At 48.3% G+C, this 25,219-nt stretch carries 25 protein-coding genes and 3 pseudogenes; 14 read left to right on the forward strand and 14 right to left on the reverse strand.

Annotated elements, in window-relative coordinates; genetic code table 11:
* Positions 1 to 192: 192 nt before the first annotated feature.
* From IBT54_RS02255 to IBT54_RS02270, 4 genes are all read right to left on the reverse strand, one after another.
* Positions 193 to 705: a GrpB family protein gene (locus tag IBT54_RS02255; RefSeq protein WP_041456451.1), complete on the reverse strand. Its 513-nt coding sequence runs from the start codon at positions 703 to 705 to the stop codon at positions 193 to 195.
* Between the two features lie 31 nt (positions 706 to 736).
* Positions 737 to 982 (reverse strand): hypothetical protein, encoded by a 246-nt coding sequence (locus IBT54_RS02260; protein ID WP_370585055.1) that lies wholly within the window; start codon positions 980 to 982, stop codon positions 737 to 739.
* Between the two features lie 375 nt (positions 983 to 1,357).
* The gene (locus IBT54_RS25430; RefSeq protein ID WP_370585056.1) at positions 1,358 to 1,744 is read right to left on the reverse strand and encodes a GNAT family N-acetyltransferase; all 387 of its coding nucleotides are present in this window, start codon (positions 1,742 to 1,744) and stop codon (positions 1,358 to 1,360) included.
* Positions 1,656 to 1,838: a hypothetical protein gene (locus IBT54_RS02270; RefSeq protein ID WP_199226969.1), complete on the reverse strand. Its 183-nt coding sequence runs from the start codon at positions 1,836 to 1,838 to the stop codon at positions 1,656 to 1,658. The genes IBT54_RS25430 and IBT54_RS02270 overlap by 89 nt, the downstream gene beginning before the upstream one ends.
* Positions 1,839 to 2,358: 520 nt before the next feature.
* On the opposite strand from IBT54_RS02270, the gene IBT54_RS02275 reads away from it, so the two are divergent.
* A complete protein-coding gene (locus IBT54_RS02275; RefSeq protein ID WP_041456453.1) occupies positions 2,359 to 3,582 on the forward strand; it encodes an oxalate decarboxylase family bicupin in 1,224 nt (407 codons plus the stop codon).
* A 280-nt stretch (positions 3,583 to 3,862) separates the two neighbouring features.
* On the opposite strand, the gene IBT54_RS02280 is transcribed toward IBT54_RS02275, so the two are convergent.
* Positions 3,863 to 4,609 carry an SDR family oxidoreductase gene (locus tag IBT54_RS02280; protein ID WP_013196030.1) on the reverse strand — a complete coding sequence of 249 codons (747 nt, stop codon included), beginning with the start codon at positions 4,607 to 4,609 and terminating at the stop codon, positions 3,863 to 3,865.
* Between the two features lie 136 nt (positions 4,610 to 4,745).
* Here IBT54_RS02280 and IBT54_RS02285 point away from each other — a divergent pair, with 136 nt between their 5' ends.
* Positions 4,746 to 5,648, forward strand: coding sequence for a LysR family transcriptional regulator (locus IBT54_RS02285; RefSeq protein ID WP_095708108.1), 903 nt, complete (start codon positions 4,746 to 4,748; stop codon positions 5,646 to 5,648).
* Positions 5,649 to 5,895: 247 nt separating this feature from the next.
* Here the strand turns inward: IBT54_RS02285 and IBT54_RS02290 are convergent, their stop codons facing one another.
* Together IBT54_RS02290 and IBT54_RS25085 are read right to left on the reverse strand one after the other, a co-directional pair.
* A complete protein-coding gene (locus IBT54_RS02290; protein WP_041456454.1) occupies positions 5,896 to 6,222 on the reverse strand; it encodes a gamma-glutamylcyclotransferase in 327 nt (108 codons plus the stop codon).
* A 125-nt stretch (positions 6,223 to 6,347) separates the two neighbouring features.
* Positions 6,348 to 6,951: pseudogene (locus IBT54_RS25085) on the reverse strand (tyrosine-type recombinase/integrase).
* 91 nt (positions 6,952 to 7,042) lie between these two features.
* On the opposite strand from IBT54_RS25085, the gene IBT54_RS02295 reads away from it, so the two are divergent.
* Together IBT54_RS02295 and IBT54_RS02300 are read left to right on the forward strand one after the other, a co-directional pair.
* Entirely contained in the window at positions 7,043 to 7,249 is a 207-nt protein-coding gene (locus IBT54_RS02295; RefSeq protein ID WP_201251477.1) for a hypothetical protein, read from the forward strand.
* 166 nt (positions 7,250 to 7,415) lie between these two features.
* The gene (locus IBT54_RS02300; RefSeq protein ID WP_095707998.1) at positions 7,416 to 7,865 is read left to right on the forward strand and encodes a GNAT family N-acetyltransferase; all 450 of its coding nucleotides are present in this window, start codon (positions 7,416 to 7,418) and stop codon (positions 7,863 to 7,865) included.
* Between the two features lie 105 nt (positions 7,866 to 7,970).
* Here IBT54_RS02300 and IBT54_RS02305 read toward each other — a convergent pair whose 3' ends face one another.
* Positions 7,971 to 9,524, reverse strand: a complete 1,554-nt coding sequence (locus tag IBT54_RS02305; protein ID WP_236262786.1) for an MFS transporter — start codon at positions 9,522 to 9,524, stop codon at positions 7,971 to 7,973.
* Positions 9,525 to 9,643: 119 nt separating this feature from the next.
* On the opposite strand from IBT54_RS02305, the gene IBT54_RS02310 reads away from it, so the two are divergent.
* Together IBT54_RS02310 and IBT54_RS02315 are read left to right on the forward strand one after the other, a co-directional pair.
* The gene (locus tag IBT54_RS02310) at positions 9,644 to 10,534 is read left to right on the forward strand and encodes a LysR family transcriptional regulator (protein WP_201251479.1); all 891 of its coding nucleotides are present in this window, start codon (positions 9,644 to 9,646) and stop codon (positions 10,532 to 10,534) included.
* A 230-nt stretch (positions 10,535 to 10,764) separates the two neighbouring features.
* The gene (locus tag IBT54_RS02315) at positions 10,765 to 11,367 is read left to right on the forward strand and encodes a LysE family translocator (RefSeq protein ID WP_201251480.1); all 603 of its coding nucleotides are present in this window, start codon (positions 10,765 to 10,767) and stop codon (positions 11,365 to 11,367) included.
* A 198-nt stretch (positions 11,368 to 11,565) separates the two neighbouring features.
* Here the strand turns inward: IBT54_RS02315 and IBT54_RS02320 are convergent.
* Positions 11,566 to 12,390: pseudogene (locus IBT54_RS02320) on the reverse strand (LysR substrate-binding domain-containing protein); the annotation flags it as partial.
* Positions 12,391 to 12,575: 185 nt separating this feature from the next.
* Here IBT54_RS02320 and IBT54_RS02325 point away from each other — a divergent pair.
* From IBT54_RS02325 to IBT54_RS02335, 3 genes are all read left to right on the forward strand, one after another.
* Positions 12,576 to 14,594 (forward strand): TonB-dependent receptor, encoded by a 2,019-nt coding sequence (locus IBT54_RS02325; protein WP_370585060.1) that lies wholly within the window; start codon positions 12,576 to 12,578, stop codon positions 14,592 to 14,594.
* A 14-nt stretch (positions 14,595 to 14,608) separates the two neighbouring features.
* The gene (locus IBT54_RS02330; protein WP_095708004.1) at positions 14,609 to 15,613 is read left to right on the forward strand and encodes an ABC transporter substrate-binding protein; all 1,005 of its coding nucleotides are present in this window, start codon (positions 14,609 to 14,611) and stop codon (positions 15,611 to 15,613) included.
* A 259-nt stretch (positions 15,614 to 15,872) separates the two neighbouring features.
* Positions 15,873 to 16,190, forward strand: coding sequence for an NIPSNAP family protein (locus IBT54_RS02335; protein ID WP_201251482.1), 318 nt, complete (start codon positions 15,873 to 15,875; stop codon positions 16,188 to 16,190).
* 851 nt (positions 16,191 to 17,041) lie between these two features.
* Here the strand turns inward: IBT54_RS02335 and IBT54_RS25435 are convergent.
* Positions 17,042 to 17,116: pseudogene (locus tag IBT54_RS25435) on the reverse strand (hypothetical protein); the annotation flags it as partial.
* Positions 17,083 to 17,232, reverse strand: a complete 150-nt coding sequence (locus tag IBT54_RS02340) for a general stress protein (RefSeq protein ID WP_370585057.1) — start codon at positions 17,230 to 17,232, stop codon at positions 17,083 to 17,085. The gene IBT54_RS02340 and the pseudogene IBT54_RS25435, both read right to left, overlap by 34 nt.
* Before the next feature lie 645 nt (positions 17,233 to 17,877).
* Between IBT54_RS02340 and IBT54_RS02345 the strand changes: the two genes are divergently transcribed.
* Entirely contained in the window at positions 17,878 to 18,216 is a 339-nt protein-coding gene (locus IBT54_RS02345) for a hypothetical protein (protein WP_201251483.1), read from the forward strand.
* Positions 18,217 to 18,824: 608 nt separating this feature from the next.
* Here the strand turns inward: IBT54_RS02345 and IBT54_RS25405 are convergent.
* Positions 18,825 to 20,408 carry a methyl-accepting chemotaxis protein gene (locus tag IBT54_RS25405; RefSeq protein ID WP_306453069.1) on the reverse strand — a complete coding sequence of 528 codons (1,584 nt, stop codon included), beginning with the start codon at positions 20,406 to 20,408 and terminating at the stop codon, positions 18,825 to 18,827.
* Complete coding sequence (locus IBT54_RS25095) at positions 20,365 to 20,742, reverse strand: hypothetical protein (RefSeq protein WP_236262792.1); 378 nt, start codon at positions 20,740 to 20,742, stop codon at positions 20,365 to 20,367. The genes IBT54_RS25405 and IBT54_RS25095 overlap by 44 nt, the downstream gene beginning before the upstream one ends.
* 876 nt (positions 20,743 to 21,618) lie before the next feature.
* Here IBT54_RS25095 and IBT54_RS02355 point away from each other — a divergent pair.
* On the forward strand, positions 21,619 to 21,870 hold the full coding sequence (locus tag IBT54_RS02355) for a hypothetical protein (RefSeq protein ID WP_095708011.1): 252 nt from the start codon (positions 21,619 to 21,621) through the stop codon (positions 21,868 to 21,870).
* A 365-nt stretch (positions 21,871 to 22,235) separates the two neighbouring features.
* Positions 22,236 to 22,712 carry a DMT family transporter gene (locus IBT54_RS02360; protein ID WP_095708012.1) on the forward strand — a complete coding sequence of 159 codons (477 nt, stop codon included), beginning with the start codon at positions 22,236 to 22,238 and terminating at the stop codon, positions 22,710 to 22,712.
* Positions 22,713 to 22,785: 73 nt separating this feature from the next.
* On the opposite strand, the gene IBT54_RS02365 is transcribed toward IBT54_RS02360, so the two are convergent.
* Positions 22,786 to 23,295, reverse strand: coding sequence for a GNAT family N-acetyltransferase (locus IBT54_RS02365; RefSeq protein ID WP_095708013.1), 510 nt, complete (start codon positions 23,293 to 23,295; stop codon positions 22,786 to 22,788).
* A 63-nt stretch (positions 23,296 to 23,358) separates the two neighbouring features.
* On the opposite strand from IBT54_RS02365, the gene IBT54_RS02370 reads away from it, so the two are divergent.
* Together IBT54_RS02370 and IBT54_RS02375 are read left to right on the forward strand one after the other, a co-directional pair.
* Entirely contained in the window at positions 23,359 to 23,937 is a 579-nt protein-coding gene (locus IBT54_RS02370; RefSeq protein ID WP_201251484.1) for an XRE family transcriptional regulator, read from the forward strand.
* A gap of 289 nt (positions 23,938 to 24,226) precedes the next feature.
* Entirely contained in the window at positions 24,227 to 24,847 is a 621-nt protein-coding gene (locus tag IBT54_RS02375; protein WP_095708014.1) for a LysE family translocator, read from the forward strand.
* Positions 24,848 to 25,219: the final 372 nt, after the last annotated feature.

Below are 25,219 nucleotides of genomic sequence, written 5' to 3' on the forward strand. Positions count from 1 at the left end.
TTACCCCATTTAATAAAATTTCACGATTTTCAGCGATGACAACTCAGCCGTGGACTCCAGCATTTACGGCGAAAAATCTCAATTCAGTACACGGCTGGCGCAGTGCGATTCCGGCATAAAGCGGAGATACCAGCAGGGTGAAGTCTGCTGAAGGATAAAAGGGGACATGACATCCTGCAATGAACTCATTCCTTATCGTTCTGACTCAGCCTGGGCCAGACGTAAATGATGCGCTATAAAGTTCGCTTTGAGCGCGCTGTAACGATGAGCATCGTTCCTGCTGAGTCGTGCTGCCGAGTGTTTCAGCTCAGCATACATTCCTGCGATGGGTGTGTTTTTTCGTAAGTAATCGCGGAAAACAAGATGTCTTAGTACCTGCATATCGCCACTAGCAAATGCATGCACCTGATGACTTCGCTGTTCGCCACCCTTAATGAAATATCTTCGCCCTGATATCCCGTTCTCACCGCGGATAACATAACCGGCTTGGGCCATTGCACAATTATATCTGTCCAATTCATTAATGTCGGAGACTTCCAGCAATATGTCGATAACGGGCTTTGCTGAGAGACCAGGCACGGATGTGCTGCCAATGTGATGGATATCTTTAGCCACTCCACCGAGCAGTGTCTTTATCAGTAAACTTTCCGCTTCAAACATCTCAGGCCATTTATCATCGTATGGCACAACTATAACCGTCCGCATAAACACATCTCCTCAGCCCTGAGTATGCAGCTCACCCCTGAACCTCTGTGCCTGCCGCTGGCGTTCCCTGGTGAAAAAACAGCATCCACTGGCCTTCATCTGAACAAATCCAGTAAGAGGAACGTAATGAAGGATGGGTGCCATCAGCGCAAAACGTCCGATAGTGAAGCAGCGCGCTACCGCAGCCCATCTCCGTGAGCCGGAAATCGCTGCTGAGAATAAAGGGTTCATCCTTCTCACTCAGCAGCGCCGTAATGGTCTCTGATCGGTTGACCATTACACCTGATCGGGTGATTTCCCGGAACGCAGGATGAAGAATCAGCTCAAGCCACTCCCAATCGTTTCGCCTGTCACCATGAAGGCTGCACTCAAGTAATCTGAGCTTTTCCAGGAGCATTCTGCTTATCCTCAAATGATCATGGCGGACGTCTGAATGACTACAACAGTACGCCTGCATCTTAACTGCCGATGCAGGCAATTTCTGATGTACATAGTCTCTGCAAAGAGCGAACATCGGGTACGATTATAAGCATTGTGTGAGAATTAACTGGAAGCAGATCAATCTCACCAGGTTAAGTTAAGCAACATAGTAGTGGAAACCTAAACAGGATGTCATTTCATTGAATGTATGAGTCGTTTTCCGAATCTCGTCTCATAAGATATTCGTCATGAAAATACCCTTAGCGTAAAGCGCAGCAGTATCAGTGGCCCAGTTAGTGAAACCGTACGACAGATAGAGTGCATACGCGGCATGATTCGTTGTGACGACGGAAAGCTTTATAGTTCTTACTGAGCTTGCAGCTTTCTGCGCAGCCTCCATTAGCCCTGATGATAGTCCCGAGCCCCTCATCCCGGCACGGACATACATTCCCCAGATAGTAGCGACATGACTCAGCTTTGATGAGGTACTCAAGCTCAAACCAATCAGGCCCTGTATGGTGTTGTGAAGGTCAAATCCACCGAAAACATAATTGGTTCGCAATTTTTTCAGCAAAGAATGGTGCTGGCTTCTGGCTCCAGTCTTCGTAGGACGCGCCAAAAGCGTCTGGATGAAGGAGCAATGCTTCCAGCCTTAATCTTCTGAAATCTTCTGGATCGCTCTCATTAATTCGACGCACCGTAAATGCTTTCACTTAAGGCTCTCTCCGGTCTTAAATTTTCACTTCCACTAGATAGCTCAATTTAACAAGAGTTTTGCACCATGTTTTATAAATACCACGTCATTAATGTCCGCTAAGAGCGAGAAGCGGACTTCGTTGTGTGGGGTGTAATCAGGGATAATAGTGCAGCCTCAACAACAGTACGCCTATCTGAGACCGTGTGTGAGATTTTCCGAAGGCTCAGGACTTATCAAACCGCTTAATTCGTAAAAATTCTTATCAATAGTTACTCATGAATGGGAAAAAGAAAATCATAACGGCCCGCATTATTTGACGATAAGTGCTTTGTTTTTCGAGACAAGACCCTTATAACTATACGGCGATTAAACAACATTAAATTTACTTAATACTTTCACTAATCTTTACTATTGATGAGCATTCTACCCCTTTCCTCAGTGTTACAAAGTTGTTGTTCCCTAAGCTTTGAGCCCGTTTATAACTTCAGAGCGGTAACAAAAAGCCGTATAAAAAAATATTCTGAGGAGGGATGGATATGAAATCACTGACAAGACGACACTTTATGGCTTTTGCGGCAGGTGGCACTGTCGCGCTTGCAGCTGGTCAGGCCATGGCACATGACAACAGCGTAAAGACGTTTCCGGCAGGGACCGAAGGTGGGGGACGGGATCCCGGCCCCCATGATCCTACCCGTGAGGCAGAAAATCCGGACATTTTAAATCCACCCGACACAGACAGCGGAACGCTGCCAAATCTTCGCTTTTCTTTTAGTGATGCACATGTTCGCAAAGGAAGCGGTGGCTGGACGCGTCAGGTGACACAGCGGGAGTTGGGCATCTCTACCACAATCGCGGGTGTGGACATGCGTCTCAATGCCGGAGGTATCCGTGAACTGCACTGGCATAAAGAGGGGGAGTGGGCTTATATGACTTACGGCAATGCGCGGGTTACCGCTTTTGACGCCAGCGGAGGGTGGTTTGTAGATGATATCGCTGCAGGTGATCTATGGTATTTTCCACCCGGTATTCCCCACTCGATTCAGGGGCTCGGTCCCGATGGCTGTGAATTTTTACTGGCTTTTGACGACGGAAATTTTGATGAGGACAGCACTTTTTTGCTGTCAGACTGGTTCAGGCATGTTCCCCCGGACATTCTCGCCAAAAATTTCAAGGTACCGGTATCTTCATTTTCGCACCTGCCCTCGCCTGATGATGAGTACATTTTTGCTGGCAAGATTCCGGGCAGCCTGGAATCAGACAGCATTAAAGGCGCGGCGAAGTCGAAAACCCGCTTTACACACAGGATGCTGGCACAAGAGCCTGTACGCGCACCGGGAGGAACCGTCAGGATCACAGATTCGTCCAATTTTCCGGTTTCAAAAACGATTGCCGCCGCACTGGTGGAAATTGAGCCGGGCGGACTGCGGGAGCTGCACTGGCACCCTAACAATGATGAATGGCAGTATTACCTTAAAGGTGAGGGGCGGATGGGGGTCTTTGCATCATCCGGTCAGGCAAGGACTTTCGACTACCGCGCCGGAGATGTGGGATATGTTCCTTTTGCTATGGGACATTACATCGAAAACACCGGTAAGGGGCCACTACGTTTTCTTGAGCTTTTCAAAAGTGATCATTATGCCGATATTTCACTTAACCAGTGGCTGGCCAGTACACCTCCTGATCTTGTCCGGCAACACCTTCATCTGGATGACGAGTTTATGAACATGCTTTCCCTTAAAAAGGACCCGGTAGTGAAGTAACCGGGCCAGTCTGAAGCAATCAAAAAAGACGCTGACATGTCCATATTTAAACTAAAGTGTCCGCTTCTGGCACAAAGCGGATATACGTGCTGCAAGCTCCGCTGTGAGCGAAAAGCGGAACTCTGTATTTACCCTCACCACGGGCTTATTACAAAGCTGCACCAGGGTTGATTAACCAGGAGCAGGACATTGGATAGACATCTCAGACGCCAAATAGAATGAAAGCCCGTCGCTATAAAAGGTGACGGGCTTGATTAATAGTAGATATTATTTTTGGGGCTTAAATCAAAACGCCGCCGTCAATGATGATTTCTGAACCCACAGTCCAGGCAGACTCATCAGAGGCGAAGTAAAGCACTGCTTGCGCTACTTCCTGAGGCTTACCAAAACGACCTGCAGGAATGGTTGCAACGATATCTTTCATTACCTGATCATGATATTCGACCGGTATCCCCGCCTTATCGTAAAGCGGTGTGTCAACAGGGCCAGGGCTCACTGCGTTGATACGGACCCCACGGGAAAGCAGCTCATTAGAAAGTGTTTTCGACATGTTCAGTAATGCTGCTTTCGTTGAGCCATACACAGAAGAATTCACGGGGCCTGTGTGAGCATTTACTGATGTATTAAAGACCACCGATGCAGAGCTGGCGAAGACGGGCAGCAGAGCCTGCATCAGGAAGTAAGGGCCTTTGACGTTGATATCATAAATGCGGTCAAACAGCTCCTCTGTCCATAGTTCAATTGGCATATACATCGATATGCCTGCATTCAGGAAAGCGATATCAAGCTCACCAAAGTGTTCCTTTACCGCCTGAGCCAGCGCTTTTTGTGCGGTTACATCAGCGGAATCAGCGCTTACTACTAACACTTCATTACCCAATTCTGCTTTTGTCTTTGCAATTGAATCCGGGTTTACCCCGGTAACAATAACGCGGGCACCTTCTGCAATAAACAGCTTCGCTGTTTCAAGACCAATACCACTAGTTCCGCCTGTGATCAGTGCGCGCTTACCCTGTAATCTGGACATCTTAAAATCTCCTGCTGGATTTAACGACGGATCAGAGAATGACCGACAGGGAGAAAATATATGCTCATGCAAACTGAGTGATAAGATTGTATATTTGAATATATTTCATGCTTTAAAAGCATAGATGGGCAACAAAATGGATAAACTACTTTTGATGACATGTTTTGTCCGTACTGTTGAAAGAGGCAGCTTTTCCGCTGCTGGCAGGGATTTAGGTTTAGGGCAACCGAACATCAGTCGTCATGTAGCAAACCTCGAAGAACATCTGCAGACCAGATTACTTCACAGATCGACCCGCAAGCTCTCATTAACGCCTGAAGGAGAACGTTATTATCTGGAAGCAAGGCGAATTCTTGAAGCCGTCGAAGAGTCAGATTCTTCTTTCAGAGAAAATGTCAGTCCAACAGGGCTGTTACGCGTTGCCTGCCCTACAGCACTGGCTCATACATTCTTAGTACCGCACATCCCGGTTTTTTTAGAACGCTACCCTGAGCTGGAACTTGACCTGCAGATTAATGACCGCTATATCAATCTTGTTGATGAAGGGGCTGAACTGGCAATACGCATTGGCCACCTGGAGGACAGTGCTATGCGTGCCCGGAGGCTTGGGATGTTTGTGCGAGTCTGTGTTGCCAGTAACAAATACCTGGCTAAACACGGAACCCCTGATACACCAGAAGATTTAAAAAAACATGATTGTTTGATTTATACCCTGCTGACGACAGGAGCCACCTGGAGATTTCAGGATATCAGTGTTCCTGTTTCTGGCCGGCTCAGGGTCAATTCACCTGAAGCAATACAGAAATTTGTCAATGCAGGGACTGGGATCGCACAGGGTCCGGAATGGTTGTTCAAAGAGGGACTGGAAAATGGCGAATTACAGTTATTGCTGACTGATTACACTGCTTCGCCCGTTCCCATCCAGGCCGTTTATGTTGCCAATCGACTTTTGCCAAAACGGGCGACTGTATTCATGGATTTTGTAGCTGAAATTTTTGAAAAAAATCCCGCCTTCAAGGCTTACAATTCGGTGAAATGAAACTGAGATACCTGAGATAACTTAACCCTCAGTAAAATTCAGTCATTCTCAGGAGGTTTCTCTTAACCTCAAAATCGCCTGGGAAGAGCGCGATGGCACGCGGTTTAACTATGCTCAGGCAGTTCCCAGCGTCCGCTCCTGGCACACAGCAGATTACATGCAGTCAGGCGTCCGCTATGAGCGAGGAGCTGACGTTATAAAAGGGTTTTTAGAGAAGATAGCCCGCTGATTAGCGGACTTAATGCCATTATTTTTTTAACATGTAAATGTATGAACTGGCGGTTTCCCCATCACTCATAGTAACCTTAACAGGCACGCGCTCATATTGACTACCTTCAAATTCATCAAGTACATCCCAGTGATGCTGCAGATTATCTGACGTAAAAAGGAATCCTTGCACGCGATTGCCTGAGTTATCCAGAATAATACCGGGATAGCCCATTTCGGCTGCCCAACCTTCATTGATGAGGGAGCCTGCGACATGCCCTTCGCGCCATGTACCACCTATCTTTTCGAGAATATGAGCGTTAGGACGGCCTGGCCCCAGCGTTCCATAAACAAACAGACTTTCCATGCATCCTCCTGTTGAAAAACAATAATCAGAATATCTCACTATAAATTTTTTTTTCCACAGTTAATGCGATGCAAATTCATAAATGTCCGCCTCTGGCACAGGGCTGCTGTTGCAGCCCCCACAAATTAAACTTCAATAGACTCAGATATCTCCAGTGCATCATCCACTTCATACCGAGATAACGGACTGTACTTTCGAGTTTTTTGTGACCAAACTGTAGCTGGATCACTCAAAGATTCTTCGTTTTTTTATAGATCAGATATGGCTTGGTTCTTCGCATAGAATGCCTACTGTACAGAGTCCCGTTGAGACCCAGCGTATCAATCCATCCATGAAAAATACGGTTATATTGCCTGGCTGAGATATGCCGTGAAGAACCAATGCGGGACTGGAACAGATAGTCGCTATTACGCAGATGAGCCATTTTGATCCATGCTGCTACAGCCTCTCTTGTTCCCTTAGTCAGTTCAAACTGAACGGGGCTTCCCGTTTTTTTGCTGCAGCACTGTCGCTCTGCCCGAAACAGAGTGCCCACAGGCCACATCAGAAACTTTTAGCTTAATCAGATTACTGTCCCGAAGTGTACTGTCCAGAGCCATGTTAAGCAGAGCTAAATCGCGCACTTTTACTTACAGCTCAAGTCTGATACGGATTTCCCAGATATGAGAGATCTGAAGAAGCCGTTTCTGGCTAATAATACCGTCCTTATTCCAGCGGGGATGTTGTCATGCTCAATCTCCTTTGGGTTAGGAGATGTGATTATGGTTGTTTCATATGAGCGAACAGCGCACATAAGAGTGATATGTCGGGAAACATTGAAATGAAAATCAAAAAACGGATGCCATTTCCAGTGAGAGAAAACAATTGCCAGACCTGCAATCAGCCAATGAGTAAAATACCAGACACATTGAATTTAGACTGTGGCGGAGATTGTTTAGGTTGCATGGCCTGGCATGGTGATCCAGACACAATAAAGGTGGTTGAGAGACTTACTGGCGAAAAAGTTGATGTCTGTGGAAATCGATAACGTTCATGTGAGATTGAAGGTCGCTATGAGCAAGAAGCGGACGTAAAGGCATATCCGTTCAGGCGATTATGCTGCAAGCTATCTACTCAGCATCATTATTTGAAGGATGACGTTTTGTCATCATCTGCTTCTGGCCTGACGAATATTATTTGAAAAGGATACTGGCATGATAACAGTAGAGAAATCAGATCCACTTTCTCCAGACTCTCGTCACTTAATCGACAAATTGTCAGCAGAACTCGCCTCTATTACCGGCAATAGTGGCAAAAGCAACTTCACAACAGACTCAATAAATGAGAACAGAGCTTTGTGGGCACTGGCACGGGACAGCAGGGGAAAAGCGATAGGATGCGGAGCTGTTCGACCGTTAACTGAAAATATAGCTGAACTTAAAAGGATGTTTTCGGACCGTAGCTTTCCCGGTATTGGTAACGCCTTGCTTACCTTCCTGGAAGCAACCGCGAAGAGCATGGGATATAACGAACTCTGGCTTGAAACGCGCCATGTTAACCGTAAGGCTGTAAATTTCTATGAGAAAAACGGATACATACGCATAGAGAATTACGGACCATACGTAGGTCGGAAAGAGGCGGTCTGTTTTGCGAAGTCCTTGTAAGGCTGACATAAATTTGTTCAACCTAAGCTCGGCATGCTCCTTGCAGCTTTTAGACCGCGTATCAACAAAGTCTGCTTCTGGCACAAAGCGGACACAGCACTCATGTCAGTATTCTATGTTATCGTCTCTGGAATCAGTACTGGCCGTAGCTGAATCAAAGGCCTTATGGCCCAGCATGACCCAGACAGTAATCGCACAAACAAACGTTAGTGCAGCCAGGACCTGAAATAGCAATGAATATGCATTGTCATAACTGACCTGGACTACCCCACGCGGCACGCCGGTTAGAAGGGTGATGGCCTGCTGAATATTACCGCCTCCCAGCCAGGATGCTGCAAGGTGAATCTCCTGTGGCGAAAAACCATGCACGGTTTTGTTAAGGTTCAGATCGTTCATCTCAGTGAGAAACGCGGATACTATCGCAAGAGCGATACCCTCTCCTGCAACACGAACGGTGTTGAACAGGCCCGCCGCCATACCTGCCTTTTCAACCGGAACGGAAGAAATGGCCAGTCCATCCATCAGTCCCCACGGTAATCCCGCTCCAGCCCCCGTTATCAGCATCGGGATGAGAAGAAGAGTTGTGCTGTTACCGCGTAACGCGGGACTGAGGAAAAGTAACCCGGCAGAGGCGAGCATCAGCCCTGAGGCTGATAATACTGCCGGCGAAAACCAGCGCGTCAGCAGGGCTGCGAAGTAAGGAACGACCAGCATTGGAGACGTGAGTGCCATAAGATAAATCGCGCTCTGAGACTCGCTAAATCCACTCCCGCCCATAAAATGCAGCGGAATAATGATTAACAGAACAACGTAGCAATAGCAGGTGGCTAACGGCAGCAGCAAGACCCCGACAAAGCGCGGACTTCGGAGCAGGTGAATATCCAGGACAGGATTGCTCACGCGCAGGCATCGCACGATAAACCCGCTGAAGAGCAGTACAGAGCTGAGTAATAAAGCGAGTGTGAGAAGTGATAAAAACCCTTGTGTGGGCAGCAGCATAACCGCCGTGGTAAACACCATCAGCGCCGCCGTAAATAACGCCAGACCTGTTTTATCTGAAGGGGACAGACTGCTCTGCTGTGACAGAGGCAAAAACATCATACCGGCGAGCAGCACGCATCCTGAAAGTACAGCAAACAGAATATAGACCCAGCGCCAGGTGAGCGCATCCGTAACGAGCCCAACCGCCAGGGGGCCGAATGCCAGGCCAGCGCCAAAGACGGTGCCCAGCAGGCCGAACATGCGGGTCCGGGCAGCGCCGGTATAGAGCCTGGCCAGCAGAGCGCTTCCGCTGGCCAGTAACATGGCCGCTGCCAGTCCCTGCACACACCTGAGAATACCTGACATCATCAGGTTATTCGTGAGGACGGTGAAAATACTGCTGAGACAGAACAGCACTGCGCCGGCGATAAAAACCGGTTTTCTCCCGATGGCATCTGCCGCTATGCCTGCTGCCAGCAGAAAACTGCCGAACGTCAGCATAAATCCATTCGTAAGCCATGACAGCTCGCCGGGTGAGCCACCCAGCATGCGCTGTATGGCTGGCGTTGTTACCACGCCGCCGGTAAAACTTAACGGCAGAAGCGTAGCCGCCATAAAAATGGTAAGGGCTGCTGCGGTTCTTTGGGTGCGACAGAACGTGCTGGCTGCAAATGTCATGATGTGACCTTAATTATCCGGACAGCTGATGAATGAAAACTGCTGTGATGTTATTGCGGACAAAAGCGCAGATAAATAGACTGCAGCTACCTTCTGAGCAGACATAAAGTTAATAATTAATGGACAGCCTGACTTCTCTTACCTCCTTTGTACGGACAGCTGAAACGCTGAGTTTTGTGGAGGCTGCAAGACTGCTGGGTATTTCAGCGTCAGCGGTCGGTAAAAACGTTGCCAGACTTGAACATAAACTGGGCGTACGGCTTCTTAATCGCAGCACAAGAAAGGTAAGTCTGACCCCGGAAGGGGCGGCACTACTGGTCAGGTGTAAGCATATTCTTGAGCAGCTTCATGAGGCCGAATCAGAGCTGACGAACAGTGCTGCTGAACCCGTGGGAAAACTTCGGGTTTCCCTGCCCGTAATAGGCTACAGGCTTCTGCTTCCCGCTCTTTCCGCATTTAACCGACGTTACCCGCAGGTCGAAATGGAACTGGATTTCAGCGACCGTCTGGTGAATATCATTGATGAAGGGTTCGATGTGGCAATACGCAGCGGCGAGCTGGCTGACTCCAGACTGACCGCCAGAAGGCTGGGTGAATTCAGCTTCACTCTCTGCGCCAGTCCAGGCTATCTGGAGGAAAAAGGCGTGCCGGCGTCACCTTCGGAGCTGGCGGCGCACAGGTGCATTCTTTTTCGATTACCCTCAACAGGTATGCTGCAGCCCTGGGAACTGAACGGTCTCCGCCCCGGGGTTGCGCTAAGCGCTTCGTCGGTTCTGACGGTGAATAATATTGAAGCTGCCATTGGCCTGAGCCTGGCGGGTACGGGCATTAGCTATCTGCCCGACTTTATAGTCCGCGAAGCGCTGGCAGGAGGACAGCTCAAAGAAGTGATGAAAGGGTACTGTACAAAGCAGGGGCATTTCTCCGCCGTGTGGCCATCAGGCCGCTACCTCTCACCCCGAGTCCGCTGCTTTATCGACTTTATTGCTGAGTCGGGTTTATCTGTGTAGGCCGCTCACGTGATGCAGACTATCGGGTTAATAGTCACTTCAGGTGCGAAAATGAGTTTTTATATGTCTGCTTTGGCATAAAACGGACTGACGGCAGGCGAATGTCCGTTATGAGCGAGAAGCGGACGTTTGATACATCACGATTACCTGTTTTGCTTGGCTGAACATTACGATTTTGCGAAATTTCTGGACTGGCAATTTCAAAGAGTGCCAATTAATATCCTGAATCTATGGATGTGAATATTTTTGGCTTTATGCCAGCACTACTCCCTGTTGCACTGTCCCCGGGAGCAAGTTTCACCCTTGTTATGAACAGTGCTCTGGCAGAAGGCCATAAAGGCCTGTTCAGGACTCTCGCTGGAACAGCTCTGGGTATATATACCCATGCTTTTTTTATAGGGTTCGGTATCACGGCTGTGCTCATCTCGTCGCCAGCAGCGTTTACTGTGCTTAAAGTTGCCGGAACTGCCTGGCTGCTTTGGTTAGGTGCTGTACTCATCCGTAGTGGGATAATGGTAAGTTCAGGCGGGTCTACTGATGCAAAGCATTACGTGACTTTAAAAGAAGCCTGGCTGGCTAATCTTCTGAACCCTAAAGCCATACTTTTTTATCTGACAGTGGTTTCACAATTCGCAGGTGTTAAAGGCGGCGTTTGCAACTACCTGATGCTGGCATCCGTTCATATAGCAGTTATGAGCGTCTGGCTTTACGCGCTCGCTCAAACGCTGGTATTCTCATCGAAAAAAATTAATCCATCGACGCTCAAAAAATACGTTAATATTTCCGGCGGTGTGTTGCTCATTGTTTTTTCTCTGCATAATCTCATCCATTAATTCTTCGGCTATAAATTTAATGATCGCTACTGCATTGTTGGCAACTGAGTCTGGCACTGTCTGCTTTGAGCGGTAATCGTATACCTTCAGTTTGCCTGCGGCAGAACACCTTTGCTCAAGTCAAAAATGAACTGGCATGTACAATAGTCATGCTGTGTGTACGGTTACAGCAGACAGGCCTTATTGAGCGAGCCTTGCTCAGGAAATCTTTTTTTCGTCAATATTAAGGTATTTCAGGTTCTCCTCAGGAAGCTGAGGGATATGGCGATTAAGCCAGTTCAGCAGTATTTCAACATTCTGCTTTACGGGAGAATTTTCCGGCCACACCAGATAATATCCGTCACCGGTTGCCACCGCCTCCGTGAAAGGAAGTGCTAGCAGACCACTTTTTAATGCCTCGCTGCTCAAAAGCAGGTCACCAACAGAGACGCCATGTCCGCTCAGGGCGGCAAGGTTTCCCTGCTCCAGCGTATCAAATACTTTTTCGCTACTGATGCTGAGCCCCTTGAAACGCCCGGTTCTCTACAGCCACCTCTGCCTGTCACGACGGTCCGGGGAGGGATGGATAAGGTCACAGTCAGGAAGAAACTTCCTTGCGCTGACGAGCATCGCAGGAGAACAGACCGGTATCAGCCGCTCGCTGAAAAGCAGCCTGCTCTCTGTACTCTCCCCAAAATGACCGTTGCCGGGCAGAATTGCACAGTCGTAAGGTTCGCGGCTGAAGTCCACCTCGTCCATATCCATCCAGACGCTGGTTATCTCGATTCCGGGAGTGGTGTGGTTTTCACGGAAATTGTTGAGCACGTCCAGAAGCCATCTCATGCTAAGCGTAGAGGGAGCTTTGAGACGCAAAAACTGACTGTGACTTCTGAAGGCATTACAGGCCCGCTCTATGCCCATGAACCCCCCGGTAGGCTGACCGGCCAGGGTACGACCCGCCTCGCTTACTCTTACGCGCGGCCCGTTTCGCCTGAAAAGTTCACAGTCAAACCACGCCTCAAGTGTTCGGATGTACCGGCTAAGGGTCGATTAAATTACAATAATCGTTATATAATCCTCAATACAACGATAAGTGGCTGTGCCTGCCCCGTCGACAGTGTTCTGGAAACTTCATGTTTATTAAACGTCCGACCCTGGTGAAAACAACGTTCACCAGCGCAATGTTATTGTCTGCTTTTCCTGTGTATGCCGCGAACGAACAACCAGCCATGACCGTTAACGCTCTGTCATCCGACGCACCTGCCGAAACCGATAAGAAAGCAACCCTGGGAAACCTGGGTGCCCAGGAAGTTCGTAACACCCCGTGGTCAGTTCAGACCATTCCCCCCCAGCTTATGAAACGGCAGCAATTTAAAAGTGTGAGCGATCTCTACCGCTACCTGCCTTCCGTTCAGGGAGAGGGGGCTCGTCCTCAGACACGTGGTATGCAGGGAAGCGTTGTTCAGAACAGTATGATTGATGGGCTCAATGTCGTGTCGACCACGGACTATGCAGCCGAACAGTTTGACCATATTGAAGTGCTCAATGGCCTTGCTGGCGCGTTATATGGCCCGGCCAATCCGGCGGGCTTATTCAATTTTGTCAGCAAGCGCGCCAGTGACACACCTCAGAGAAGCTTCACCCTGGGGGCCGGTACAGGCCCGACTCATCAGGTCGCGGGTGATTTCAGTGGTCCGGTGGATGCAAATGACCGGCTACGTTACCGGCTGAATATGCTGGATGATGAGGGCAATGGCTATGTCAGCGGCAGTAAGAAGCGGCGTCAGCTTTTCAGTCTGGGACTGGATGCGACCCTGAGCGACCAGACTGTGCTTGAAACTAATTTCAGCTATTACCATTTTTATGAAAAGGGTCTGCCGGGGAAATTTGCGCTGGGTAAAGGCTTAACATTTCCCGCATCGCCAGACCCGAAAACAGCACACCTGGGGCAATCCTACGCGGGAAATGATAACCACACGCTGACTGCCGGTGTCCATGTGAAGCATGATTTTGATGGCAACTGGCTCGGTGAAGTCGGCGTGCTGCGTCAGATCGCCGATCGCGAATCGACTGCTGTGACTAATACGTTTACCAGTAACCGTGGCGATTACACGACCACGACGTCATCAGCGACAGCCAGCCGCTTCACGATTAACAGTTACATGGCTGACTTAAATGGTGAGGTTGATACTAGTCGTATTCATCATCAGATAGCCACCGGCGTGCGGGGCTTTGTCTGGAAAAATTACAACCCGCGAAATGGTGGCACTTTAACATTGGGCAGCGCTTCGCTGGACAATCCACAGGCGTTCAATGAGCCTGATTATCCTGATTTCACCCATCGCTACCATTCTGCAACAGCCACCCAGCACGCTTTTCTGCTGAGCGATACCCTTCAGCTTTCTCCACAATGGAGCGTACTGTTAGCGGGCAGCGAAAGCCTGCTCAGCTCATCCAGCTATGCCAGAACGGGCCGCCGAAGCAGTAACGCCTCAGACAGTGGCTTTAGCAGCTCTGCCAGCGTGATCTACAAACCAGTCGATCCGCTGACGCTTTACGTGACCTACGCCGACAGCCTGCAGCAGGGCGACACCGCACCCGCTACCGCCAGTAACGCCGGAGCAATTCTGGCTCCATACCGGAGTCGCCAGATCGAGACGGGCAGCAAACTGGCTATTGATAAGCTGCTGCTTACTGCCGCGCTGTTTGAGATTAAACGTCCATTCGCTTATACCAACGCCAGCAGAGATTACGGGGTGGATGGTGAGCAGCGTAACCGCGGCGTTGAACTGTTAGCCGATGGGGATGTCACCGATCGTCTGCACCTGTTTGGCGGCATGACCTGGCTGGATCCCCGCCTGGTGAAAACGGTCAGCAGTCAGACTGCTGATAAACAGATCGTGGGTCTGCCACGTTACACGGCCAGCCTGTTCGCGGCCTATGACTTACCGATGTTCAGCGGCACGGATATTCACGGTGGCATTCACTATGTGGGACAGCGCACTACTGATAATCAAAATCAGGGCTGGGTAAGCAGTTACACCACACTGGATATGGGGGCGGCATATCAGACCCGTCTGTTTGAGACCGCTACAACCTTTCGTCTTGATGTTACCAACCTCACGAATCGGCACTACTGGACCAATATAGTGCCGGGCGGTCTGAACGGCTACAGCGGTGCCGGTTATGCCAGCGCCTCTCTGGGGGAACCGCGCATGGTGCAGGTTTCCATGCAACTTAGTTTCTGATGGGGTAGTCAAAAATGAAAAGCCTGCAATGGGTAATACCGCTGCTGATAGTCAGTGCCCTGGCGTCGGCTCAGACAGTGACTGACGACAGTGGAAACCGTGTAGAGATAAATAAACCTGCCCGGAACATTGCCGATGCCTGGTTTGCCCATCACTCTCTGCTCATGACGCTGGGTGCCGGCGATCGCATCGTGGCAACTGTAAACCATCCTGCAGATCGACCATGGATGTTTAAAGTGCAGCCATCGTTAAACCGGGCGCTGCAGGCGCATGGCAGGACCTTTAACAGTGAAGCGCTGATAGCGCGAAAGGTTGATGCCGTTTTCGTTCCCGCCAGCGACCCTGATGCAGGCTCCTATCGTCAGGCTGGTCTTCCCGTGCTGGCAATGAATTTTGATGATTTTGACTCGATGAAACGCTCGCTCATCACCACGGCTCAGGTGGTCGGCACGCCAGCCGCGGCAGCCCGCGCGCAGGCATACAATCACTATCTGGATAATCAAATTGCAGATATTCAGGCTAAAACGGCGTCACTCACGGACATACAGCGTCCGCGAGTACTGCATATCCAGTCGTTGCATCCGCTGAAAGTGGATGGCCGCAATACCCTGATTGACACCTGGATCAGGCTTGCCGGCGGCCGGAATGTAGCGGCATCTGTTAATGGCAACATGCGGCCTGTTTCTCCGGAGGAAGTCATTCGCTGGAACCCGGATGTGATAATCATCGGAGCCGGAGCGGGAACACTGGCAGACTCAGAATTCGGGACGCTGTTTGCCAGCGTAAAAGCCGTGAAGCAGCGCCAGGTCTGGCAGAATCCATCAGGTGTATTTCCATGGGATCGTTATGGTACTGAGGTCGCACTGCAGATCCAGTGGGCGGCAAAAAAGCTGCATCCGGCGCTATTCTCAAAGCGGGATCTGCGCAAAGCCACACAGGAATTTTACCGGACATTTTACGATTATCCGCTCAGCGCAAATGATGCGCAGCGTATCCTGCAGGCTTTGCCTCCTGAATAAGGCAGACAGTTATCAAAGCCAGTGCCAGTAAATTTGTCATCTTCGTAATTGATAAATGACACCTGTTTTTACTCATGCCACATCGAAACCTGTCAGGAGGATAAGCATTACTCCTGACAAATATCAGCCGTGTGTACAGGACTTGCTGCTTTAAGCGAGAAGCGAACAATCAGAATTGATACTATTTTATTGCAGGCGCTGTGATGAGAACTTTGAATAGTGTATAAAAACAGCGTGTTATTTCACATGAGGGAAGAGAATGATCACTTGTCACGTCAGATATGTTATTGATCCATATCAATTAAGCGATTTCGAGAATTATGCTTTAAACTGGATGGAAATTGTGGAATCTATGGGTGGCATCCATCATGGGTATTTCCTTCCATCGGAAGGTGCAAATAACATAGCCTACTGTTTGTTTAGCTTTGATAGTCTGGCGCAGTATGAAGAATACAGAGTAGCCATTTTAAGTAAGGCTGAATGTGTCAAACTTTTCGATGAAGCTACCCAAAAAAAGTTCATCCTTAGCTACGAACGCAGTTTCATGAAGCCGTTGCTATCCGATAAACAGCATTAACCTGTTATAAGATGCTGTGAAATAAATAGACGAGTTAAGCCAGGTGAAACTGCTCTACTTAAATAATATCCGTTTCTGGCACTATGCGGACATGCGTATGGCGTAAGGTCATCGATGAGAGATGAGCAGATATCAAAATGATAGCGGCAAGCAAATTCAGCCAAATTAAACGTAACGTAACAGCCCAGCCAGGAATTCCTGGCATGGTCAGCAGACAGGAGTAAACAAAAGGTTTTAAAGGTAAAAAAAACCGCCGTTAAGGCGGTTCAAAGAGGATTTCGTGACTTTTTCTTTTATGGTAATCGAGCGGAGCCGCCGCCGATTGGCCTTAATGATAAAAGGCTTCAACAGGACAACAAGCGTAAGCGGGGATTTTATTTTTTCGGCAGACAGTGTTGGATTTTGAGGCACCAAAGCAAAACCATCTCAGCGTCCGGGTACACCGAAGCGATATTTGACCTATCCCGTATATCAGCTCTGCCAGACAGGAAGAGCGCCCACCGCTGACGGCTATGCATGTTCAAAAAAGAAGTAGAATGTCTGCCCGATAAAATAATGGGTGAAGCCGTTATCATGTTGCTTAATGAGGGAGGACCCATAACCTGCGCTCAGCTGCATCTTAAGCTCCGCTCCTTCATGCCCCTCACAGAGGAAATAGTGCGCGAGGCTGCAATACAGGTCGCTGTCCGAAGTGTCCGGACAGCCATTCTTAAGTGCGAAGGCACAATACGATCGCAAGCGTCAGATATGCTCTGAACTGAGTACAATATATCTCAACTGCCGGGCATTCTGATTTAACCGCATGGCCATGTTCCAACGTTGAAAAGCCCTCCGGATGCAGGCTTTTTTCATCAAACATCAGGAAGCAACTGCGTCTGAACTCCTTTTTTTCTTACCAGACCTCCTTTGAGGCCCGCTTCACTGGCTCGCTCAGGGCTATTGTGAAATTCTCTCCGATTAACTGACCACCTTTCCGTCCGGCCTCTGCCGCGCGCTCCGGATTCTCAGCAAAATTACCGGCTCCAACACGTTTTGCTGCCATAAAATCTTCACTTTGGGTTAAGTATTATCATCTTTAAGTATAGGAGCCGCCGTTCTTCTGGCCGTTTTACAGCAATCTTTATGAAGGTATGGAAAGACTGAGAAAAACGTTATTTTCATTAATGTTACAGTGAGGTGCTTTTTGCCTCACGCGAATTTATCCTCCGGATTCAAACCGTGTGGTTTCGAGATTTTTAAATCTTTAAGCGTTTTTTGGATTTCGCATAAAAAAAGATCTGCTTATTGCGCATAAAATTTAATAGCAGACAGCTCAAAAAATCATACATCTTCACCAGCGCCATTCAGCCTTAGACAGCAGACCTCATGCATCCTTCGACTTAATAACATCACACGATGCCATCAATATTTGCTCCTGGCACAATAGAGACTTAATGAGACTCACACGCACAATAGTTGATCTCGCAGAATGCTCATCACCCCTATGGTGGTGGAATAAAAGGTGCGCCCAGGCTGGTGAAACATCGGGCAGACTGGTCCCACTCTGTTACACTCAGTGCAGGTATGATTTCACAGTTTCAGCCAGGTCAGAGCTGCTACTGAAATCAGACAAAGGTTATAGCCGCTCAAGAGCAATACTGCTTGTCCGCCGCGACGGACTTTACCGCCAGGCAACAGGAAGTTTGATATGTTCAGAAGTGAAGAAGAAAAGATCAATATCGTTATTGGCGAAGCAATATTAACACTGCTTGAGGACGAAGATGTCTTCAGCGCTTTCACCCTCTCCCGACAGCTTAAACAGATGCTTGAGGTGGAGACAGAGGCTGCCCGTCGCGAAATCATCAGACAGGCAATCAGGCAGACCAGCAGGCTTCTCGCCACAGCCCTCTGTTCCGGTAGTTGCAGTACTGAAATAAAGCGAGTTCACGCGAGTTTTCTTGCCAGCAGAGTATCGGGCACGGGTGTTTGTCCGGTATTTTTACCGCACCGGTTACGTTCTGCCTTACTAAGTCAGTGTACCCGATGACTCAGCATCCGACTCGCCCTTGTGCTGTTTTCCCGCACACGTCAGTCCGCAGTGCTTTTGCTAAGCAGTTCCAGTGCATTTATCAGTTCATCTTTCCCTACCGTGGCTTTCTGGCTGAGCAGCCTGCGGGCCATGCTACCAATGAGATCCAGTGTTTTTTCATTGCAATTCTCGCCCGAATCCATAAATCCTCTGTTAAATGAACCAGCTGTAAATATAGCATTGTGTCAGATGGGGGAAGGTAACAGTGTCCGTAACGGTGAGCTTATAACTTCATAAGCCCCGAGAATCAAAGAGAGCGGATTTCAGGCAGCGATTCAAGCCTATGACCTGCTCCCCGCAAACGAACATACCATGATACAAGCCTCGTTCGCTTTTGGCACAAAGCGGACGCTATCCGGCCCAATGTCCGCTAAGAGCGAATAGCGGACATTCGGAATTGATGGTATACAAAAATCAGAGTGGTCAACTGATATCAGTGCTTATTAGTTAACAGGGAGCACATCAGACTGACCCAGCATAAAAAGGCTTCCATCACCTTACCGATACAATTAACGGAAGGATACAGCCAGATGAGGTTAAATCCACATCTGGCTGCCGGATAGATATCAGAAAGTTTCCCAGTTGGTTTCTGATGCCCTGACGGACAACTGAGGTTTTAACACACGCGTAGCCATCTGAACCTTCGGCATCAGTAATGCGGATGCCGGCACACGGAACACGGCAACGGTTCTCTCAAGCTCGAGCGCCTGCTCTTCGAGACTGCTGGCCGCTGCGGATGACTCCTCTACCAGCGCAGCGTTCTGCTGGGTTGTCGTATCCATTTCTGTCATAGCCTGCGCAATCTGAGTAATCCCGCGGTTCTGTTCGTCCGACGCAGCGGCGATTTCGCCCATGATGTCCCTGACCTGCGACACGGACCTGACGATATCCTCCATGGTACTGCCGGCTCGATTAACCAGCTCGGTACCGTTACTTACCCTGCTCAGAGACTCACTTATCAGTGTCTCAATTTCTTTTGCAGCCAGAGAACTGCGCTGGGCAAGGTTGCGGACTTCACCGGCAACCACGGCGAATCCACGTCCTTGTTCGCCGGCCCGCGCCGCCTCTACCGCGGCATTAAGCGCCAGAATATTTGTCTGGAAAGCGATACCGTTTATGACGGAGATGATCTCACCGATTTTACCTGAACTCTGACTTATTCCGCCCATTGTGCTAATCACATCACTGATGATATGACCGCCGCGACTGGCATTGTGTGACGCGTCGGTGGCCAGTTGGCTGGCGTGATGAGCGTTCTCCGCATTCTGCTTAACCGTGGATGTCAGTTCTTCCATGCTGGCCGCAGTCTCAACCACGGCAGCCGACTGCTGTTCTGTTCGTGATGAAAGATCGGTGTTACCCGCCGCAATTTCAGAGGAGGCGCGGGCGACGTTATTCACACCGTCCCTGACCCGGGAGATGATGTCTCGCAGGCTCTGGTTCATGGTGCCCACAGCAGTCATCAGTTCGCCAAGCTCATCGGTGCGGGAGCTGGTGATTTCTGACGTCAGGTCTCCTTCAGCAATACGCTTTGCAGAAGAAAGCGTTTCTCTCAGAGGGATGGTGATGCTTCGCGTCATTCTCCAGGCAATAACGAGGCTGAGAATAATACAGGCAAGGGTGGCAAAACCAATCTGCCAGAGTGCGGTTTGAATATACTTCTGAGCCAGCTCTGACTGAAAGAACGCGAGGCCTGTAATTGAGTTATTCAGTTTGCCTGCTGCTGCAGTCATTTCATCTGAGGCCAGGCTTTCAGCCCGTACTGAAAGAAGATAATTATTTAACAGGACAGAACCCGATAGTGTTTTTTGGTCTACTTCCGCCAATATTGCAGCGAGTGCATTGTCAGAAGCGCCCTTAAGCTGGTTAACAAGCGGAGAAATCGTGTCGCTGATCCCAGTGAATTTATCCAGCGCGGCAGAATCCGGCTTTCTGATAAAGGACTGGACATTAAATGCAGCCTGCTCTGTTTTGAAGCTGAGAGAAAGCAGGGGCGCAGCAAGTTCAGCTGAGACAGAAGCCTGACTGGAAGCCAGTTTTTCAGCCAGTGAAGCCAGGTCCAACGTTTGTATTTGACTCAGCGCGAGTGCGGCCCTTTCATTGCTCTCAAGAAAGGCCCGACGTTTTTCCTGATACTGCTTCAGAATCACGTCCAGGAGAGAAAGCCTCTCCCCCCCCCTCAACTGACCAGGAATATTTATCGAGACTGGTTCGTAAATCAAAGAGCTGATTCATCGCCTCGCCGTTAATGTCGATAAACTTTTTATCCCGTGTGTACTGAAAAAGCGTGCGGTTAAGCCTGGCTTTTGCCAGCGTGTCCAGCATCTGAACGGTGATATCCCGCTTGGCTGAGTTTTCCTGAATACTTAAAAAACAGCGAAACGCCAGCACCGATATGATAACGGAGGCCATTATGACCAACGTGAAACCTAGTCCCAGTTTTCCGCCTATTTTTAAACCCGTAACTTTTTTTATAATGTTCATCTTAATAATCCCAGTGTTGAGCAATCCTCTGTTCCTGATATCTTCTCAGGATTGAATACTGTATCGGTCAAAAAGGTGCTTTATTTATGCCTTTTATAAACATTAGTGAAAAATGTTTTATTATTGATCGTGATTAATTTTTGGTTTTCAGTAAGCCAGCCCTTCAAATTAACGAAATTGATTATACTTACAGTTATCGTTTGGTATCTAACTTGTTTTTTAAGCGAAACGGTATTTTTTAAATTAACTTAGTATGCATTGTGAAATGTGCCTGATGATATTTACTCCATAAACTTAAGCAGGTATAAACAGTTAAGTTCGGATGAAAAAAAGAAGACAGGCATTAATCATGCGCGCCAACATTTTTCACCAGAAAATCCACCGTTAACCAATTGAAATAAATAGTCAAGTCACATTGATATTATAGCCAGCCCCTACTCAATTACCGCTCGGGTTGAAATCGTGAATGTCTGTAATGTCAATATCATCGCGATATTTTCCTTTATACATACACAAGCCTTTTATAGTGATAGTTAAAAACGTTGGATTCACCTTAAAGTATTGAGGGGGTTATGACGATAAATTGTTAGAGATAGACATGAAGCAGGAATCCTGATGAAAAAACCAGATAAACAGTTTCATTGATACGGTGCTTTCTTGCTCCTTTTTTAAACACATGGCTCCTTTATTTCCGAAAGAGAGTTTTTTATAAGTCAGTTCCAGAGTGTTTAGCGAGAAACATGCTGAAAATAGAGCAGGCTAATTAAGCTAATCATTTTCAATTTGTATGAATTTCCAAATACTGTCAGGAAAAAACATTTCCGTAATCATGACGATGAGTAAGGGTATTGCTGAATTTAACCTGAGGAGATGACCATGTTACTAAGAGATGAAGACAGAGGGCACGTCATTATTAGCGAAGCCGCACTGCATCTGGCTCTGGCTGAAAAGGAAATAAACATTAATTCCCTTTTAAATGAACTGAGACTTATGGCAGCAGAAAACTGCCAGGACGACCGCCTGACTAAAATCTGTGCAGCCAGAGCATGGCTGAGAGAATTTTTTATTCCGGAATTTGCGAAACAGCGTGCACTTTACTTGCAGCTCCTCACTGGCCTGAATGAATAAAGGAACTGTTAATAACGCTAAATCCGGTTCTGGTACTATGACACCGGGCAGAAATGATTCCATCCGACTCAGGCGGCTTTACCCTGACACGGGATAAAAGTGTCATACTTTTGACGTACACTCGCCGATTAGAACATCCCGGTTTTAGCTATGTCCGCTTTTGGCACAAAGCGGACGTTGTTGTTCAGTGTCCGCTATGAACGAGAAGCGGATATCCGCATTTCTTGATCCGCATCTTTGAAACTGACCTGGCGTTTCTTCTGAGGCGCCATAATCTCCTTGCGGGGCCATCTCAAATAGTAGGCAATAAATCTACTATAAAGTACTAATTTCTTATCCCACTGGTAAGACTCAGAGGAGTTAACATGGCTTCAGCACTAACATTCCTGATGCTAATTGCCAGAGGAATTGCGCTGGTTATTCAGAACACGTTGATGACCAGGATAACTTACTCGGCTTCAACTGTACTGATAGCTCTGGTGCTGAATTCTGCCGTGGGGCTTGTTTTACTTATCAGCTTACTGGCGGGAAAGACGGGGACATCAGGGTTTTATGAACTATTGCAGTCCTTCAAAAGCTGGATGCTTCTGCCGGGCATTTTAGGTTCTTTTTTTGTTTTCACGGTAATAACGGGTTATCAAAATATCTGTGCTTCGCGGACAATTGCGGTACTGGTCGCCAGTCAGCTTGTCGCAGGTCTCGGATATGACATCTACCACAGCGGTACAGAAGGATTGCTTAAAAAATACGCCAGCTATAATCGGCGCGATGTTACTGGTTATATAATCGGCGCGATGTTACTGGTTACAGGCGCTTTTCTCGTTGCATCACAAATGTTTTAGTCTTAAACGCTGTCACCGGCACGTCCGTGTGACTGTGATTACTTTTACTGTGACGTTCTGGGAATATCCACTATCAGGGATGTGCCCGGGTATCAAGGCGTAGATGCAAAAATGTCAGATCCAGCCAGTGTCCAAACTTGTTGCCCACCTCTGACAATCTGCCAGCCTCTGTAAAACCGAGCTTTTTGTGAAGCGATATGGATGCAACGTTTTCAGATTCAATGCCAGCTACCATGACATGCTTACCCTGATCAGTAGCCAGTCTGATCAATTTCTCCATCAGAGCTTTACCTGCTCCCTGTCCCCGGGCACTTTTGTGCACATATACAGAATGCTCAACAGTGTGGCAATAACCATCCCATGGACGCCAGTCACCATATGATGCATAACCCAGTACGGAATTGTTCCCGTCAACAAAGACAATGACGGGAAAACCTGCCTCACGACGGTCTCTCATCCATTTTATTCGGTTGAGAAAATCGATCTTACTTTCATTCCAGATCGCCGTGGTATTAAGCACAGCGTCGTTATAAATCTCGGCGATGGTTTCAGCATCGCGTTCTGTTGCAGCACGAATTGGCATAGTAGACACCCCACCTCTAATTTACTAAAGTAGACTAACCGTACACTATATTATTTATCCATTATGTTAGATGAATTGTCCAGTAAAGAAGATGACCTGAACGCTCGTATCGGCCTGAAGGTAAAGGCTGAAAGAGAAAGACGTGGCTGGTCACTGACCGATCTGGCAGAAAACTCAGGCGTATCACGGGCGATGATTCATAAAATTGAGCGTGGTGAAAGCAGCCCGACAGCAACCCTGCTTGCAAGACTTTCTGGCGCTTTCGATATGTCTATGTCCCAGCTGCTTGCGGAAATGGAAATTCGTACCGGTGTGCTTGTCAGATATGAAAATCAGGCTGTATGGCAGGATCCTGAAACAGGCTACATTCGTCGCCATGCTTCACCGGGGCAGATACCTGTAGATCTGGTTAGCATCGAGCTTCCGGCAAATACTGCCGTGCCTATGCCCGCTATTTCCTATCTTTCACGACGTCAGCTCATCTGGGTCATTGAAGGTAAGCTGACATTTATTGAGGGCAGCACAACATTTGAGATGTCACCGGGTGATTGTCTGGAGCTGGGCGATCCTGCTGACTGTATTTTCAAAAATGATACGGGTGATCTTTGCCGCTATGCCGTGATAGTCCTCAAGCCATCCTGATTGCATGCATTGGAACTGATTTGATTCAGAGTTAACTGGATGATTATCAGGCAGTGGTTCTTCTACCTGATTAAGCATTTTTTATCAGCTCAATTTTGTAACCGTCTGGGTGGTGGTCATGTCTTTTCCTGGCACATAACAGTCAAGGCTATGTCTGCTTCTGGCACAAGCGGACGCTATCCAGCCTTACGTCCGTTATGAGCGAGGAGCGGACTTATAAAAAAGTCATATTTGATAGATTGATTGCAGGGAACTAAATGATTAGCATCTGCTCTTTCGGACAAAGAAAATGACTGTTAACGATTCCCTCTTCGCATTTTCTCTCGCAGCCCTGTTACTTACCCTAACTCCCGGCCTTGATACGGCACTTATTCTGCGCACAGCTTGTGCTGAAGGCGGCAAAAAGGCTTTTCACGCGGCGCTTGGCATTGATGCTGGCTGTTTTGTATGGGGCACGCTGGTTGCATTAGGTCTTGGTGCTCTTCTGGCGGTTTCAGAGATGGCTTACACTGTGCTCAAAGTTTGTGGCGCGGTCTACCTGAGCTGGCTGGGCTTACAACTTCTGATAAGTCCCCGATCATCTTTCAGTAATGGCTATGATGGCAATGGTTCTCAGAGGAACTGGTTTATCAGAGGAATGCTGGGGAATGTGCTCAATCCCAAAATGGGCATTTTCTATGTCTCCTTTTTGCCGCAGTTCATACCTGCCGGTCACTCACCTTTGATATGGACTTTTATACTGGTCAGCATCCACGTTGCGATCGGGACTGTATGGTCAGTCACACTCATTTTATCCACGCATTATGCGTCAGCCGTATTGAAGAAAAGTCGCTTTGTTCGGATGATGAACAGAGCAACAGGGGGCTTATTTTTATGCTTCGCGGCTAAACTTGCTATGAGCACGAGATAGCCCTGGGCTAACTGTAAACGTCCGCTTCTGGCACAAAGCGGACATTCTGAGATCCAGAAAGTCAACAAGGGCGAAATCAGGTCTTAGTGCCGGATTTCACCCTGACTGACAGATGTTCATCAGATTATTTTCTCAACAGCAACACTACTTCGAGGCTTGTTCCGTTTATTCCAGGAGAACCGTCGTGACCTCCGTTGCTGTCTTACTGTAAATCCTGAGTGCCTAATCCGCCGGGTCCCGCTTTGCCGCCATTTCCCCCGTTATTAGAACTATCACCATTACCGCCGTTTCATCAATTCTCGCCTTTGCCTCCAGCAGAGCTACTTCTGGCGACATCACCATTACCGCCATCGGCTATTTGATTAACCAGGT

The sequence above is a fragment of the Pantoea sp. S62 genome (genome assembly GCF_016658625.1).
In the GTDB taxonomy this organism is placed as follows: Bacteria; Pseudomonadota; Gammaproteobacteria; order Enterobacterales; family Enterobacteriaceae; genus Pantoea; species Pantoea vagans.